Annotated in this window: 11 protein-coding genes; 3 read left to right on the top strand and 8 right to left on the bottom strand. The window is 61.5% G+C overall.

Features of this window, described 5'->3' with window-relative positions:
• Position 1: 1 nt before the first annotated feature.
• The 3 genes from J3P97_RS26580 to J3P97_RS26590 form a co-directional block, all read right to left on the bottom strand.
• Positions 2 to 1216 (bottom strand): aldose 1-epimerase family protein, encoded by a 1215-nt coding sequence (locus J3P97_RS26580; RefSeq protein WP_434673103.1) that lies wholly within the window; start codon positions 1214 to 1216, stop codon positions 2 to 4.
• Positions 1217 to 1863: 647 nt separating this feature from the next.
• Positions 1864 to 3840 (bottom strand): methyl-accepting chemotaxis protein, encoded by a 1977-nt coding sequence (locus J3P97_RS26585; protein WP_434654747.1) that lies wholly within the window; start codon positions 3838 to 3840, stop codon positions 1864 to 1866.
• 181 nt (positions 3841 to 4021) lie between these two features.
• On the bottom strand, positions 4022 to 4942 hold the full coding sequence (locus J3P97_RS26590; RefSeq protein WP_434602237.1) for a LysR substrate-binding domain-containing protein: 921 nt from the start codon (positions 4940 to 4942) through the stop codon (positions 4022 to 4024).
• A 158-nt stretch (positions 4943 to 5100) separates the two neighbouring features.
• On the opposite strand from J3P97_RS26590, the gene J3P97_RS26595 reads away from it, so the two are divergent.
• Positions 5101 to 6495, top strand: a complete 1395-nt coding sequence (locus tag J3P97_RS26595) for a NorM family multidrug efflux MATE transporter (RefSeq protein WP_434674592.1) — start codon at positions 5101 to 5103, stop codon at positions 6493 to 6495.
• 109 nt (positions 6496 to 6604) lie between these two features.
• Here the strand turns inward: J3P97_RS26595 and J3P97_RS26600 are convergent, their stop codons facing one another.
• Positions 6605 to 8275, bottom strand: a complete 1671-nt coding sequence (locus J3P97_RS26600) for a putative bifunctional diguanylate cyclase/phosphodiesterase (RefSeq protein WP_434673104.1) — start codon at positions 8273 to 8275, stop codon at positions 6605 to 6607.
• A 274-nt stretch (positions 8276 to 8549) separates the two neighbouring features.
• On the opposite strand from J3P97_RS26600, the gene rep reads away from it, so the two are divergent.
• Together rep and J3P97_RS26610 are read left to right on the top strand one after the other, a co-directional pair.
• On the top strand, positions 8550 to 10559 hold the full coding sequence (gene rep, locus J3P97_RS26605) for a DNA helicase Rep (protein WP_434570938.1): 2010 nt from the start codon (positions 8550 to 8552) through the stop codon (positions 10557 to 10559).
• A gap of 54 nt (positions 10560 to 10613) precedes the next feature.
• On the top strand, positions 10614 to 11186 hold the full coding sequence (locus tag J3P97_RS26610; protein WP_003206836.1) for a xanthine phosphoribosyltransferase: 573 nt from the start codon (positions 10614 to 10616) through the stop codon (positions 11184 to 11186).
• Between the two features lie 107 nt (positions 11187 to 11293).
• On the opposite strand, the gene J3P97_RS26615 is transcribed toward J3P97_RS26610, so the two are convergent.
• The 4 genes from J3P97_RS26615 to alr form a co-directional block, all read right to left on the bottom strand.
• Positions 11294 to 13228 carry an acetyl-CoA hydrolase/transferase C-terminal domain-containing protein gene (locus J3P97_RS26615; protein ID WP_434673105.1) on the bottom strand — a complete coding sequence of 645 codons (1935 nt, stop codon included), beginning with the start codon at positions 13226 to 13228 and terminating at the stop codon, positions 11294 to 11296.
• A gap of 137 nt (positions 13229 to 13365) precedes the next feature.
• Positions 13366 to 13779 carry a c-type cytochrome gene (locus J3P97_RS26620; protein ID WP_434574329.1) on the bottom strand — a complete coding sequence of 138 codons (414 nt, stop codon included), beginning with the start codon at positions 13777 to 13779 and terminating at the stop codon, positions 13366 to 13368.
• Positions 13780 to 13962: 183 nt separating this feature from the next.
• Positions 13963 to 14511 (bottom strand): cupin domain-containing protein, encoded by a 549-nt coding sequence (locus tag J3P97_RS26625; RefSeq protein WP_030138196.1) that lies wholly within the window; start codon positions 14509 to 14511, stop codon positions 13963 to 13965.
• 128 nt (positions 14512 to 14639) lie between these two features.
• Positions 14640 to 15713 carry an alanine racemase gene (alr, locus tag J3P97_RS26630; protein WP_434654732.1) on the bottom strand — a complete coding sequence of 358 codons (1074 nt, stop codon included), beginning with the start codon at positions 15711 to 15713 and terminating at the stop codon, positions 14640 to 14642.
• Between the last annotated feature and the right edge of the window lie 57 nt (positions 15714 to 15770).

Raw genomic sequence — 15770 nt, forward strand, 5'->3', positions numbered from 1 at the left:
CTTATGGCTTGCTCAGGTCCACCAACGGGGTATCGCGCACCTCGGTTTTCCGATCGCCCCGGATGTCATCGATGCGTTTGAGGGCCTTGTCCACGGCAACCTTGTTTGCCAGAAGGCTGTAGTGGATCTGGAATTGCTTGCGCTCTTTCGGTGCGATGGTCGGCACCAGGCCCAGTGGTCGCTGATAGCGACGGTTGTAGGAGAAACTGGTGCCCGGCTCCAGGCCGGTCACGTAGCCCTGGCCTTGGGTATCGGTGTTTTTCCACAGGGAAAATACTGGAAGCGTCCCGGTGTTGAAGCCCACCGACACGCCGAGGCTACCGGCCTTGTTGTGCAATACGGTCAGCGTATCGCCCTTGGCGTCGGCATAAGGCACGACGTTGTAGACGGTTTCGTCGTAGTCCTTGGTTGGGGCCCGATAGGTTTGCCAGTCTTTCAGGTCGCCCTTGGCCTTGTCGTTGAATGGCGACACCTGTTTGACCGGTGCTGCGAAGCGCGCATCCTGCTCCAGGAACGGCGTACTGAAGTTGCTGTGATAGAGCGCCTGGTATTCCTTCGGATAGTCGCCATTGTTGGTCAGCGTGTCATTGAGCGCGAAGGTCACGCTACCGGGTTCGGTGACCAGTTCGGTCTGCACCGAAAAGTCGACTTTCTTGAACGCCTGCTCCTTCAACTCGCCTCGCAGGGTAATCGCGTAGGGCGGTTTTTCATCGATGTGCAGGGTGACTTTGTTCGCCGGGATATTGGCCGCGCGGCCGTGCAAGGTCAGCAGCTCGCCATTGTCCATGCCCGGATGACCGACCCATTCGTAGCCGCAGCGGGTGACCAGCTCGTTGAATCCTTCCAGCCAACCCAAGCCGCCCCGGCCATTGAGCTCGATGAATGCCGGATTGACCACTTCCTTGACCGGCGAATCCCACCCCATACGGACATCGCCGACCGAGGCCTGCAGCACATTCATGCCGCGGGTCGGGACGACCGAGAGTTTCATCGTGCCGTTGTCGATATCGACGATGCTGACGCCTTCCTGGCGACCGCCGTGCAGGGTGCGCATCGTCACGGAAAACGGTTTGTCGGTCTTCACACCGAGCTGCTGACTGGTGATTTGCCAGGGCTGTGCGGCCTTGTCGGTATCGAGCAGGACATAATCCCAGGCCATGGCGTGGGAGGCAGCACCGAGGGCGCTGAGGGCAACGAGGAGTTTGAGCGGAGTCATGGAAACGACCTTTTATTGGAGTTGTGCGGTTTTTATAGACTTGAAGAAACGTTTCAGCAAGCCGAAAAACAGCAATCAACCGCAAAAAGGAGCGTGCCTACAGAATCAGGCAGCTTTTTTTGGGAGCGAGCCTGCTCGCGAAAGCGGTGAGTCAGTTGATAGAGATGTGGCTGGAAGGCCGCCTTCGCGAGCAGGCTCGCTCCCACAGGGGAATTGCGGCGGAACATCTCTGCGTCCCACCTGGAATCATTGTGGGAGCGAGCCTGCTCGGAATAGCAGTGGGTTAGCTGACAGCGATGTGGCTGGAAGGCCGCCTTCGCGAGCAGGCTCGCTCCCACAGGGGAATTGCGGCGGAACATCTCTGCGTCCCACCTGGAATCATTGTGGGAGCGAGCCTGCTCGGAATAGCAGTGGGTTAGCTGACAGCGATGTGGCTGGAAGGCCGCCTTCGCGAGCAGGCTCGCTCCCACAGGGGAGTTGCGGCGGAATCATCTCTGCGTCCCACCTGGAATCATTGTGGGAGCGAGCCTGCTCGCGAAAGCGGTGGGTCAGTTGATAGAGATGTGGCTGGTCAGCCGTCATCGCGAGCAAGCTCGCTCCCACAGTAGTGCTGGGTGAGCTTGCTCGTGATATTGCCGCAGGAAGCCTCAGCGGAACCGATCAACCTCTTTGCGCAGGTCCTGCGCCAGTTTTTCCAGTTCCTTGGCGGTGATCGCCAGGTTCGAGACTACTTCGCGTTGTTCGCTGTTGGCCATCGCGATGCTTTGCAGGTTGCTGCTGAGCAAGGTCGCGGTGCTGCTCTGCTCTTGGGTGGCCGTGGTGATCGCTGCAAACTGCTGGCCGGCCGAGCGGCTTTGCTCGTCGATGCGCGCCAGGGCCGAGGCGACGTTGGCGTTGCGCGACAAGCCTTCCTGCATAAGCAGGTTGCCCTTCTCCATCGTACTGATGGCATTGCCGGTTTCCTGCTGGATGCTGTTGATCATGCCAGAGATTTCGTCAGTGGCCTGGCGGGTACGCGACGCCAGGCTACGGACCTCGTCGGCCACCACGGCAAAACCACGGCCCTGTTCACCCGCGCGCGCGGCTTCGATGGCAGCGTTCAAGGCCAGCAGGTTGGTTTGCTCGGCAATCGAGGTGATCACGCCGACGATGCCGCCAATTTCCTGGGAGCGCTGACCCAAGGTGTTGATGACCGTGGCCGTGCTGTTCAACGCGCCAGCGATCTGTTCCAGCGATGACGAAGCTTCGTCCATCGAGGTACGGCCGATGCGGGTCTGCTGGGCGTTGTCCTGGGCCAGACGCTCGGTATTGCCCATGTTATCGGCGATGTTCAACGAGGTGGCGCTGAACTCTTCCACTGCGCCCGCCATGCTGGTGATTTCGCCGGACTGCTGCTCCATCCCTTCATACGCACCGCTGGACAATCCGGACAACGCCTGGGCACGACTGTTGACCTCCTGCGAGGCCTTGCGGATATGCTCGACCATGGTCGACAAGGCTTGGCTCATCTGGTTGAAGGCACGGGCCAGTTGGCCAATTTCATCGTGGCTGGATACGTTCAGACGCACGCTCAGGTCGCCGGCGCCCAGCGCTTCGGCCTGACGTACCAGATCGCCCAAGGGCGCCAGTTTGCTACGCAACAGCCACACCGCCGCGCCGACCGCCAGCAACATTGCCAGCAGGCTGCCAATGGCCAGTTGCGTACCGACGTTCCAGGTTACTGCGTTGATTTCGGTTTTCGGCATGCTCGCCACCACCGCCCACGGCCCGCCCTCGAACGGCACGGCGACGCTGTAGAATTCTTCTGCGGTGTCTTCCCAGAACGCACCCTTGCCCGGCTTCTTGATCAAACCGGTGATAGCCGCGGTGGCGTTGTCCAGCGCCTGCACACCCGCTGGCGGTACCAACCATTTGTTCTGTTCGTCCAACAGCGCCAGGGAACCGGTCTGGCCGATGCGGAAGCGCTTGAGGTTGTCGAATTGCGCATTCTGCGCATCGGTGTAATCGAATCCTACATACAACACGGCAATAATCTTGCCGCTGCCGTCGCGAACGGGCGTGTATTGCGACATGTAGAAACGACCGAAGAGCAAGGCCCGGCCGATGTAGCTCTGCCCGCTGATCACCGGGCCGTACGCCGGGCCCGCGCGGTCGAGTACGGTGCCGATGGCCCGCGTACCGTCCTGCTTGCTCACCGAGGTACTGACGCGGATGAAGTCGTCGCCGCTACGCACGAATATAGTCGCCACGCCGGCGGTCATCGCCTTGAACTCGTCCACTTCCTTGAAGTTGTTGTTCAACACTTCGCTGCCCAGGCTCAAGCCTGGCGTCTGCACGCCCGCCACCGTCACCGACTGGTCCGGATGCACGCTCAGACCCGCGCTGAAGCGCTTTTCAAACAGCCCCGCCAACCGCTGGGTGCTCTCGCGCAAGGTGCTATGGAAGGTATTGAGCTGGTCGGCCATCAGGCGCGCTTCGCTGGCCAGGTGCTCTTCACGAGTGGAAAGGTTGGCGGCGTCCAGTGAACGCAAGGCGAAGACGGTACTGCCGGAAATCACGACCGCCAGTATCACGGCAAGGGCAAGGCCTAGCTGTGAGGCGATCCGGGCGCGGGGTTGAGACATGACGGCTCCTGGCCGAGAGACTGGATCATCCTGATCACGTCGCACGCTCGGCATTCAATTTTTTGAGGTGTGGGCCCTTTCTGTACGAAGGTTCTATGTTCACGGATTCGGCCGCAAAACCGAATACTTGAGCGCTTTGGAAGGAATAAAGCCAAGTCGCCAGCGGGGCCTGTTTGTCCCTTCAGGCCAGGCGTTTCACGTCGGGCAGTTGCATGGCGCTTACCTCGCCCTGGAGAAAATCGCTGAGCCTGCGCAAACGTTCACCTCCAGGCCGGGTCTTCGGCCAGACGAGGTAATAGTGCTCGCCGCTGGCAACAGCCGTAGGCCACGGCAGACTCAAGCGTCCCTGGGCAACGTCCTCGGCGACCATCAACAAATCGCCCATGGAGACACCATAGCCCCGCGCGGCAGCGATCATGCCCAGTTCCAGCGTATCGAATACCTGGCCGCCCTTGAGCGAGACCTTGTCCGCCAGCCCCATGCGCTGCAACCAGTTGCGCCAATCCCGGCGATCCGGCGTGGGGTGCAACAGCTCGGCGCTGGCCAGCCGCGCCACGTCCCAGGGTTGGTCGTTGAGCAGAGTCGGTGCGCCGACCGGAATCAGCTCCTCGGGGAACAGCAGACTGGCCTCCCAGTCCGCCGGAAAGTGCCCGTTGCCCAGCAGAACCGCGCAGTCGAACGGCTCGGTGTTGAAGTCCACCGAGTCGACGTCCATCCAGGCGCTGGTCAATTGAACTTCGTTGCCGGGTTGCAGATGCCGAAAGCGGCTCAGGCGCGCCAGCAACCAACGCATGGTCAGGGTCGACGGAGCCTTCATGCGCAAAATTCCGTCCTCGCCGTGCAAGGTATGGCAAGCACGCTCCAGCGCCATGAACCCCTCTCGCACGCCCGGCAGCAGCAGGCGTGCCGCCTCGGTCAGTTGCAGGTTGCGGCCGCTGCGCTGAAACAGCCGACAGGCGAAGTGTTCCTCAAGCGTGCGAATGTGCCGGCTGACCGCGCTCTGGGTAATCGACAGTTCTTCAGCGGCCCGGGTAAACGAGCTGTATCGCGCCGCCGCTTCGAATGCGCGCAACGCATAAAGAGGAGGAAGGCGACGAGACATCGGAAAGGCTCCTGTGGCTTTTTTCGAACCCTATCAGAAGATTCGCCCAGCATGAGTTTTAATCATGCCAGCAATCGGATTTATCCTTTTGTGCAAACCACCGCAAGCGCCGAGAATCGACGCCTTACTGCCTTGTTTGAACATGGAGCGTGATGATCATGCGGCATCCGGTGCGTACCGAACTCTGGGCCATCCTGCGGCTGGCGGGGCCGTTGATTGCTTCGCAGCTGGCGCACATGCTGATGGTGCTGACCGACACCTTGATGATGGCGCGCCTGAGTCCGGAAGCCTTGGCTGGTGGCGGTCTGGGGGCGGCGAGTTACTCGTTCGTGTCGATTTTCTGCATCGGCGTGATCGCTGCAGTCGGTACGCTGGTCGCGATCCGCCAGGGCGCTGGCGATATTGAAGGCGCCACCCGGCTGACCCAGGCCGGGTTATGGCTGGCCTGGTTGATGGCGCTGGTGGCCGGGTTGCTGTTGTGGAACCTCAAGCCGGTGCTGCTGTTGTTCGGCCAGACTGAAACCAACGTCCTCGCCGCCGGCCAGTTCCTGCTGGTGCTGCCGTTCGCCCTGCCCGGCTACCTGAGTTTCATGGCCCTGCGCGGATTTACCAGCGCGATCGGCCGGGCCACTCCGGTCATGGTGATCAGCCTCGGCGGCACGGTGGCCAACTTCCTGCTCAACTACGCGCTCATCACCGGCATGTTCGGCTTGCCGAAGCTCGGCCTGATGGGGATCGGCCTGGTGACGGCGATTGTTGCCAACTGCATGGCCCTGGTGCTCGCCTGGCACATCCACCGGCACCCGGCCTACCGCGCCTATCCATTACTTGAAGGCCTGTCGCGGCCCAATCGCCAATACCTCAAGGAACTGTGGCGCCTGGGCCTGCCGATTGGTGGTACCTACGCCGTGGAAGTCGGGCTGTTCGCGTTCGCCGCGCTGTGCATGGGCACCATGGGCAGCACGCCGTTGGCTGCGCACCAGATCGCTCTGCAAATCGTCTCGGTGGCATTCATGGTTCCGGCGGGCATGTCGTACGCGATCACCATGCGCATCGGCCAGCATTACGGCGCTGGGCAATTGCTCATGGCGCGCCTGGCCGGACGGGTCGGGATCGGCTTTGGCGCAGCGGCGATGCTGGCCTTCGCCATGGTGTTCTGGCTGCTGCCCAATCAACTGATCGGTTTGTTCCTGGATCACGATGACCCGGCGTTCCGCCCGGTGATCGACCTGGCTGTGAGCCTGCTGGCCGTGGCGGCGTGGTTCGAGCTGTTCGACGGTACGCAAACCATTGCCATGGGCTGTATCCGTGGCCTGAAGGACGCCAAGACCACCTTCCTGGTAGGCCTGGGTTGCTACTGGCTGATTGGCGCGCCCGCTGCCTGGTGGATGGCCTTTCATTTGAACTGGGGGCCGACTGGTGTCTGGTGGGGCCTGGCCCTGGGGCTGGCGTGCGCGGCGGTGAGCCTGACGTGGGCATTCGAGTGGAAGATGAAGCGGATGATTCGCAGCGAGCCGGAGCAGCAGAATTTCGAAGCGATCCAGGCGAAGTGAAACATTTCCCCTGTGGGAGCGAGCCTGCTCGCGAAGGCGGTGTGTCAGTTGGTGGATGTCCGGCTGACACCCCGCTTTCGCGAGCAGGCTCGCTCCCACAGGGTTTGTGTCAGCTCACGATTTCCTGCGTCGCCTGGCCACCTTCAAACGCCAGGTATTCAACCAACTCCACCAACGGCAGCGGCTTGCTGATCAGGAAGCCCTGCACCTGATCGCAACCGAAACCCCGCAGCAGATCCATCTGTTCATGGGTCTCGACGCCTTCGGCCACGACTTCAAGATTGAGGTTATGGGCCAGGTTGATCATCGCATGCACCAGCTTGCGGTTCTCTTCACGTTGCTCCATGCCGCCAACGAAACTCTTGTCGATCTTGAGCAGGGTGATGGGCAGGCTGTTGAGGTGCACGAACGAAGAAAATCCGGTACCGAAATCGTCCAGGGAGAACCGCACGCCCAGGCGCCCCAGGGCATCCATGGTCTGCTTGACCAGTTCGCTGCGACGCATGACGGCGGTTTCGGTGAGTTCGAACTCCAGCCACTGGGCCTCGACACCCCGTTCGCTGATCAACCGACTCAAGGTCGGCAGCAGCTGGCTGTCCTGGAATTGCCGGAACGACAGGTTGATCGCCATGTGCAGCGGCGCCAGGCCCCGCTCGCGCAGGGCCTGCATGTCTCGTAGCGCCCGGGAAATTACCCAGTAGCCCAACGGTACGATCAGGCCGCTCTGCTCGGCCAGCGGCACGAATTCGCTTGGCGGCAGCAGCCCGCGCTCGCCGTGACGCCAGCGCACCAGGGCTTCGAGGCCGACAATGGTGCCATCGGCAAGGTTCAGCCGCGGCTGGTAATGCAATTCCAGTTCGTCGCGACGCAGCGCCCGGCGCAGTTCGCTTTCCAGGTCGGCGAGACTGCGGGCGTTGCGATTGATGCGTTCATTGAAGATATGAAAGGTGCAGCCTTGCGTGCTCTTGGCCTGCTGCATGGCGATATGCGCGTGCCACATCAGCGGGTCGGCACCGGCCTGGGCGCGGGCGTGGGCGATCCCCAGGCTGCAGCCGATCAGCAGGCTCTCGCCATCGACCCAGTAGGGTTCGGCCATGGCTTCGGTGATGCGCTCAGCCATCCACTCGGCCCGCTGGGGCGCGCGGCGGGTATCGATCAGCAGGGCGAATTCGTCGCTGCCCAGCCGCGCCAGTTGATCACCGACTTCCAGCGCGCCCTTGAGCCGCGAGACCACCTGCAGGATGAGACGGTCGCCGGCCTGATGACCGAGCGCGTCGTTGGCGTGACGAAAGTTATCGAGATCCAGATGGCCGAGCGCCAGGCCACGGCCTTCGTTTTCAGCCAGGCGTGCCGCCAGCAGGGTCTGGAAGCCTTGGCGGTTGGCGATGCCGGTCAACGGGTCCTGCTCGGCGAGCCGTTGCAGAGTATTTTCCAGCACCCCGCGCTCGCGCACATGACGAAGGCAACGACGCAGCGTCGCCTCATCGAGTACGTCACGCACCAGCCAGTCGCTGACGCCGTCCGGGGGAGTCGCCGGTTCGTGCTCAAGCAACAGGACCGTTGGCAGGCGGCAACGACCGGGCGCCGGCTGCAAAGCGGCGATAGTCAACAGGACCGCATTGCGGTTGTCTTCGAACAGGCTGCTGACCGACTCCCAGCTCGGGGCGCTGAGCAACACGACCGAGGGGCCCATGGGCGCCAGGCACTCGCGCAATATCGCTGACCACTCAGGCGTTTCGGCCAATAACAGCAAACGCAAGGGTTCGACAGGCGTAGACAAGCTGACTCCCTAGACTCTGCAAGGTGGTAGGCGCGGGGCATTATGACTCGCCGACGGGCAATCACCAATGCCAATGGTTCTCAAACACTCGGTTTTGACGGTTTTTCACCTTAAAAACGAACGTTAGACCCAAATCCCGTCCGCATCCTGAGGGAAAGTAACAAAAGCGGCAATTGAAGATGATGTGCAGCGTCACAAGTCGGACAGAGCAGCACAAATCTCAGAGCCTGTTAAAATGCCGGCCCATTTCGCAAACGACTCCCTGAACCCTGTCATGTCCCGACTCAATCCCCGGCAGCAAGAAGCCGTGAACTATGTCGGCGGCCCTCTTTTGGTGCTCGCCGGTGCAGGCTCCGGCAAGACCAGCGTGATCACCCGCAAGATCGCGCACCTGATCCAGAATTGCGGCATCCGCGCCCAGTACATCGTCGCGATGACCTTCACCAACAAGGCCGCGCGGGAAATGAAGGAACGGGTCGGCGGTCTGTTGCGCGCCGGCGAAGGCCGTGGCCTGACGGTCTGTACGTTCCACAACCTGGGCCTGAACATCATTCGCAAGGAACACGCGCGACTGGGCTACAAGCCGGGCTTCTCGATTTTCGACGAGACCGACGTCAAGGCCTTGATGACCGACATCATGCAGAAGGAATACTCGGGCGACGACGGCGTCGACGAGATCAAGAACATGATCGGCGCCTGGAAAAACGACCTGATCCTGCCGCCCGAAGCCCTGGAGAACGCCCGCAACCCCAAGGAACAGACCGCCGCCATCGTCTACGCCCACTACCAGCGCACCCTCAAGGCCTTCAACGCGGTGGACTTCGACGACCTGATCCTGCTGCCGGTCAAGCTGTTCCAGGACCACGCCGACATCCTTGAGAAATGGCAGAACAAAGTCCGTTACCTGTTGGTGGACGAATACCAGGACACCAACGCCAGCCAGTATCTGCTGGTGAAACTGCTGATCGGCAAACGCAACCAGTTCACCGTGGTCGGCGACGATGACCAGTCGATCTACGCCTGGCGCGGCGCGCGGCCGGAAAACCTGATGTTGCTCAAGGAAGACTACCCATCGCTCAAGGTGGTGATGCTGGAGCAGAACTATCGCTCCACCAGCCGCATCCTGCGCTGCGCCAACGTGCTGATCTCCAACAACCCCCACGAATTCGAAAAGCAGCTGTGGAGCGAAATGGGCCACGGCGACGAGATCCGTGTGATCCGTTGCCGCAACGAAGACGCCGAAGCCGAGCGCGTGGCCATGGAAATCCTCAGCCTGCACCTGCGCACCGACCGGCCGTACAGCGATTTTGCGATCCTCTATCGCGGCAACTACCAGGCCAAGCTGATCGAGCTGAAGTTGCAGCATCACCAGATCCCCTATCGTCTGTCGGGGGGCAACAGCTTCTTCGGACGCCAGGAAGTGAAGGATCTGATGGCCTACTTCCGCCTGATCGTGAACCCGGACGACGATAACGCCTTCTTGCGGGTGATCAACGTGCCACGCCGGGAAATCGGTTCGACCACCCTGGAAAAACTCGGCAACTACGCCACCGAGCGCAAGATCTCGATGTACGCCGCCACCGATGAAATCGGCTTGGGCGAGCACCTGGACAGCCGCTTCACCGACCGCCTGGCGCGCTTCAAGCGCTTCATGGACAAGGTCCGCGAGCAGTGTGCCGGCGAAGATCCGATCGCGGCGCTGCGCAGCATGGTCATGGACATCGACTATGAAAACTGGCTGCGCACCAACAGTTCCAGCGACAAGGCCGCCGACTACCGCATGGGCAATGTCTGGTTCCTGATCGAAGCGCTGAAAAACACTTTGGAAAAGGATGAAGACGGCGACATGACCGTCGAGGATGCCATCGGCAAGCTCGTTTTGCGGGATATGCTCGAGCGGCAGCAAGAAGAGGAAGAAGGCGCCGAAGGCGTGCAGATGATGACGCTGCACGCCTCCAAGGGCCTGGAATTTCCCTACGTGTTCATCATGGGCATGGAAGAGGAAATCCTCCCGCACCGCTCCAGCATCGAAGCCGACACCATTGAAGAAGAACGGCGCCTGGCCTACGTCGGGATTACCCGGGCGCGCCAGACGCTGGCCTTCACCTTCGCCGCCAAGCGCAAGCAGTACGGTGAAGTGATCGACTGCGCGCCGAGCCGTTTTCTCGATGAACTGCCGCCGGACGACCTGGCCTGGGAGGGCAACGACGACACGCCGACGGAAGTCAAAGTCGTTCGCGGCAACAGCGCCCTGGCGGATATACGCGCGATGTTGAAGCGCTAGAATCGATTATTTTTCACTGACTTCAGGCGCCGACGCGTCATCAGAGGAGGCTTCATGGAAGCCCTGCACCAGAAAATTCGTGAACAAGGCATCGTGCTTTCCGATCAGGTCCTGAAGGTTGATGCGTTCCTCAACCACCAGATCGACCCGCAGTTGATGAAGCTGATCGGCGACGAATTCGCCGCGCTGTTCAAGGATTCGGGCATCACCAAGATCGTCACCATCGAGGCCTCGGGCATCGCCCCGGCGATCATGACCGGGCTGAACCTTGGCGTGCCGGTGATCTTCGCGCGCAAACAGCAGTCGCTGACCCTGACGGAGAACCTGTTGTCCGCCACCGTGTATTCGTTCACCAAGAAGACCGAAAGCACCGTCGCCATCAGCCCGCGCCACCTGACCAGCAGCGACCGAGTGCTGATCATCGATGACTTCCTGGCCAACGGCAAAGCCTCCCAGGCGCTGATTTCCATCATCAAGCAGGCCGGCGCTACCGTGGCCGGGCTGGGCATCGTGATCGAGAAATCCTTCCAGGGTGGCCGCGCTGAGCTGGATGCCCAGGGCTACCGCGTCGAGTCGTTGGCGCGAGTGAAGTCGCTGGCGGGCGGGGTAGTGACCTTCATCGACTGATCTCCCATATCCCCTGTGGGAGCGAGCTTGCTCGCGATAGCGGTCTGTCAGACACATTTTATTTAGCAGATACACCGCCATCGCGAGCAAGCTCGCTCCCACAGGGGTCAGGTTGCTTGTTGTTGCACGGTCGCCTTGAGACCGGCCAGCAGCAACCGCTGGGCCAACTCTTCCTTGAGCCCCTCCGGGCTCGTCAGCTGCATCCGCTCCAGATGCCCGGCAAACTCCCAAGGTTCGGGTGCATCCAGCGCGGCCTTGCCCAACTCCAGGATCTCGGTGAGCTTGAATTTGCTCTTGAGCCAGTTCAGCGCTCGCAGCAGATCCCGCTCCAGCCCATCGAAATCGCAGCCCAACGGATACTCCGGGAACAGATTGGGATGCCGCGCCTGGATCGCCTGCAAACGCTCCGACGTGTTGTCGGCGAAACGTGGGTCGAGACGGAAATCCTTCGGCAACTTGCCGGCGCTCTGGGCCTGCTCGATCAGCCCCGGCTGGAAGCGTGAATCGCTGATGTTGAGCAATGCCTCGATCACCATCGCGTCGGTCTTGCCGCGCAGGTCGGCAATGCCGTACTCGGTCACGACGATGTCCCGCAGGTGCCGGGGAATCGTGCAATGCCCGTATTCCCAGACGATATTGGAGCTGACCACGCCGCCTGACTCGCGCCAACTGCGCAGCAGCAGGATCGAGCGCGCCCCTTCCAGCGCATGCCCTTGGGCAACAAAGTTGTATTGCCCACCCACACCGCTGAGCACCCGCCCGTCTTCCAATTGGTCAGCCACCCCGGCACCGAGCAACGTCATGGTGAACACCGTGTTGATGAAACGCGCATCAAGCCGCTGCAGGCGCTTGAGTTGTTCCTGGCCGTACAGCTCGTTGATGTAGCTGATGCGCGTCATGTTGAATTCGAAGCGCCGGCTCTGCGGCAATTCGCGCAAACGCTCGTAGAAGCTGCCCGGGCCGAGGAAGAACCCGCCATGGATGCAAATGCCGTCGGGTTGCGCCGCCTCGTCGAGTGTCCCGGCGTTAGCCTGCTCCTGGGTCGGCTCATCGGGATAGACCTTGCGCCGGATAATCCCGGCCTCCGCCAACACCAGCAAACCGTTGACGAACATTTCGCTGCAACCGTACAGCCCTTTGGCAAACGGCTCGGTCCCGCCCTCTCGCTCGATCAACTGCGCCCACTGGCTCAGATTCAGGTCCGCCAGCAACGCCTGGTAACCGGCGTTATCGGCCTGGCGCGCCAACAGCGCCGCCGTCAACGCATCGCCCATGGAGCCGATGCCGATCTGCAACGTACCACCGTCACGCACCAGGGTGCTGGCATGCAGGCCGATCAAATGGTCCTGGAACCCCACCGGCATGTTCGGCGTGGAGAAAAGCGTGTGGCTGTCCTTCTCGTCGATCAGCAGGTCGAACGCGTCAATGCCGATTTCCGCGTCACCGGGCATGTAGGGCAATTCGCTGTGGACCTGCCCGACCATGAGGATGGTCTCGCCCGCCTCGCGTCGCCTGGCAATCATCGGCAACAGGTCCAGGGTGATGTCCGGGTTGCAGCTCAGGCTCAGGCGATCCGGATGTTCCGGGTCGCTCGCCACCAATTGCGCAATCAGGTTCAGGCCGGCCGCGTTGATGTCCCGCGCCGCGTGGCTGTAGTTGCTGCTGACGTAGTCCTGCTGCGCCGCTGCACTGTGCAGCAGGCTGCCGGGCTGCATGAAGAACTGCTGCACGCGGATGTTTGCCGGCAGGCTGTCGCGCTGCAGATCGGCAAGGTAATCGAGTTCGGGATAGTCGCCGAAGACCCGTTCGACGAAGGGCTCGAGGAAACGTTTCTGCAGACCATCGCCCAGGCTCGGTCGGCCCAGGCTCAGCGCCGTGTAGATAGTCAGCTGCCGGTCGGGCAGTTGGGCGATGCGCCGGTACAGCGCGTTGGCGAACAGGTTGGGCTTGCCCAGCCCCAATGGCATGCCCAGGTGAATATGCGCGGGCAAGCGCTCGAGCACGTCATCCACTGCCTGTTCGATTGAACACAACTGCACCATCCGACCCTCCGGGACATTCCTTGAATGTGGGTTGGACCGAGCTTGCCGGGTCTTGGTTGCGATGAACAGCCCTGGAAAAAACTCCAGGCGCAAAAAAGCCGCTCGAAAGCGGCTTTTTCGTGAAAGATGCTGGCGAATTACAGGCCGGACATCTCTTTGATGGCGCCCTTGAGCTCATCATCGGAGCAGTCGGCGCAAGTGCCTTTGGGCGGCATGGCGTTTACGCCAGTAATAGCCTTGGCCAGGATGCCGTCGAGGCCGCCCTGGTGATCGGCGCGCTCTTTCCAGGCAGCCTTGTCACCGATTTTCGGAGCGCCCAGCAGGCCGGTGCCGTGGCAGGCGTTGCAATGCTTGGCAATGACGTCTTTGGGTGCCTTGGCACCGCCTGCGCCGCCGGCTGCAGTGGCCACTTCCATGCCTTTGCATTCCTTGCCCTGAACACAAACCTGGCCAACGGGTTCAAGGCGCTTGGCGATTTCGTCGTTCGGCGCCGCTTGAGCGCTCGCAGCCCATAGGGCCAATACGGTTGCTGGTGCAGCCAGCATTTTCATAATTAGGTTCACGCGTACACCCTCAATGGTGGCTAGTCACGCCTGCGGCCACGGTTTGCAGGCGGGCGCAAGTATAGCGGTAAGCCTGTCACTCTGAAACAACCCCAAAGTCACAAGGGTCTTGTTTGTCATGACAGCCCAACATGCGGGCGCCTGTGGCGTGCGGGCCTGGCGCCTCTCGGTCTAGAAATTCGCCGGAGTGGCTGCGCTGATCAGTCGCGCCGGCACGTCGAACGGATTGCGGAAACGATGTGGCTTGGTACTTTCAAAATAGTAGCTGTCGCCGGCCTCGAGCACGAAGGTTTCTGCGCCCACCACCAGTTCCAGTCGCCCTTCCACCAGGATCCCGGTTTCCTCGCCCTCGTGGGTGAGCATTTCGTCACCGGTGTCGGCGCCAGGCGGATAGATTTCGTTCAGGAAGGCAATCGCCCGGCTCGGATGCGCCCGGCCCACCAGTTTCATGGTCACGGCGCCGTCGGAGATGTCGATCAGTTCGTTGGCTTTATAGACGATCTGGGTCGGTTTCTCCTGGAGGATCTCTTCGGAGAAAAACTCGACCATGGACATGGGAATCCCGCCAAGGACCTTGCGCAGCGAGCTGATCGAGGGGCTCACGCTGTTTTTCTCGATCATCGAAATAGTGCTGTTGGTGACGCCCGCGCGCTTGGCGAGTTCACGCTGGGAAAGGCCTTTGAGTTTACGAATGGATTGCAGTCGTTCACCGACGTCCAATGCTGGAGCCTCCAGGGAATCAGGTTGTGTGGAAAGTGAGCGTTATCATGGCGACAGCGTTCAGTATTTACAACACTTTGACCCGAATCCTGTGCGGTGAAGCGACTTCCGGTATGCGTCGCCTGGTCTCAGGTCCCGGAATAGAGCCGTGGGACACGTCGCAGGTTGCAGAATATCTGGTAAGGAATCGTGTCGGCGGCCTGCGCCACATCGCTGGCGAGAATGTTCTTGCCCCAGAGTTCGACGGTCGAGCCGAGCCCGGCCTGGGGAATATGGCTCAGGTCGACACACAGCATGTCCATCGAGACCCGCCCGACCAGCTGGCTGCGCTGACCATCCACCAGCACTGGCGTACCGTTGGGCGCCTGGCGCGGGTAACCGTCGGCATACCCCATGGCGACCACGCCGACCCGGGTCGGCTGGGCGGTAACGAAACGAGCGCCGTAGCCCACCGGTTCGCCGGCGGGAAGCTCGCGCACGCTGATGATCTTCGACTCCAACGTCATCACCGGTTGCAGGCGCGAGGCCACGGCATTGGCCTCGTCGAACGGTGTCGCGCCGTACAACATGATGCCCGGCCGCACCCAATCGCTCGGTATCTGCGGCCAACCCAGCACCGCCGGCGAGTTGCGCAAACTGACCTCGGCCATCAGGCCTTGGCGGGCCTGATCGAATACCGCCAATTGTTGCAGACTGCTGGGGTCGTGCAGTTCGTCGGCGCGGGCGAAGTGGCTCATCAAGACGATTTTTGCCACGTTGCCACTGGCCAGCAGGCGACGGTAAGCCGATTGGTAGTCGGCCGGATGCAAACCGACCCGATGCATGCCCGAGTCGAGCTTGAGCCAGACCGTGATCGGCTTGCCCAGCGTCGCGCGCTCTATCGCTTCTAGCTGCCACAACGCATGCACGACACACCAGAAGTCGTGCTCCACGATCAATGCCAGCTCATCGGCCTCGAAGAACCCTTCCAGCAACAGGATCGGCCCACGTATACCACCGGCCCGCAGTTCCAGGGCCTCTTCAATGCAGGCCACGGCGAACCCATCCGCCGTCTCCTGCAAAGCCTCGGCGCAGCGCACCGCGCCATGCCCGTAGGCGTCGGCCTTGATTACTGCAAGGGCCTTGGCCCCAGTAACCTCACGGGCCAGTTGGTAGTTGTGACGCAGGGCTTGGAGATCGATCAGGGCACGGGCAGGACGCATGGCGGCAGGCTTCTAGGCGGTCATGGGTAAAAAAACCGGCGCAGGCTGACGGCATCA

This window comes from Pseudomonas sp. R1-15, assembly GCF_051132085.1.
GTDB lineage: Bacteria > Pseudomonadota > Gammaproteobacteria > Pseudomonadales > Pseudomonadaceae > Aquipseudomonas.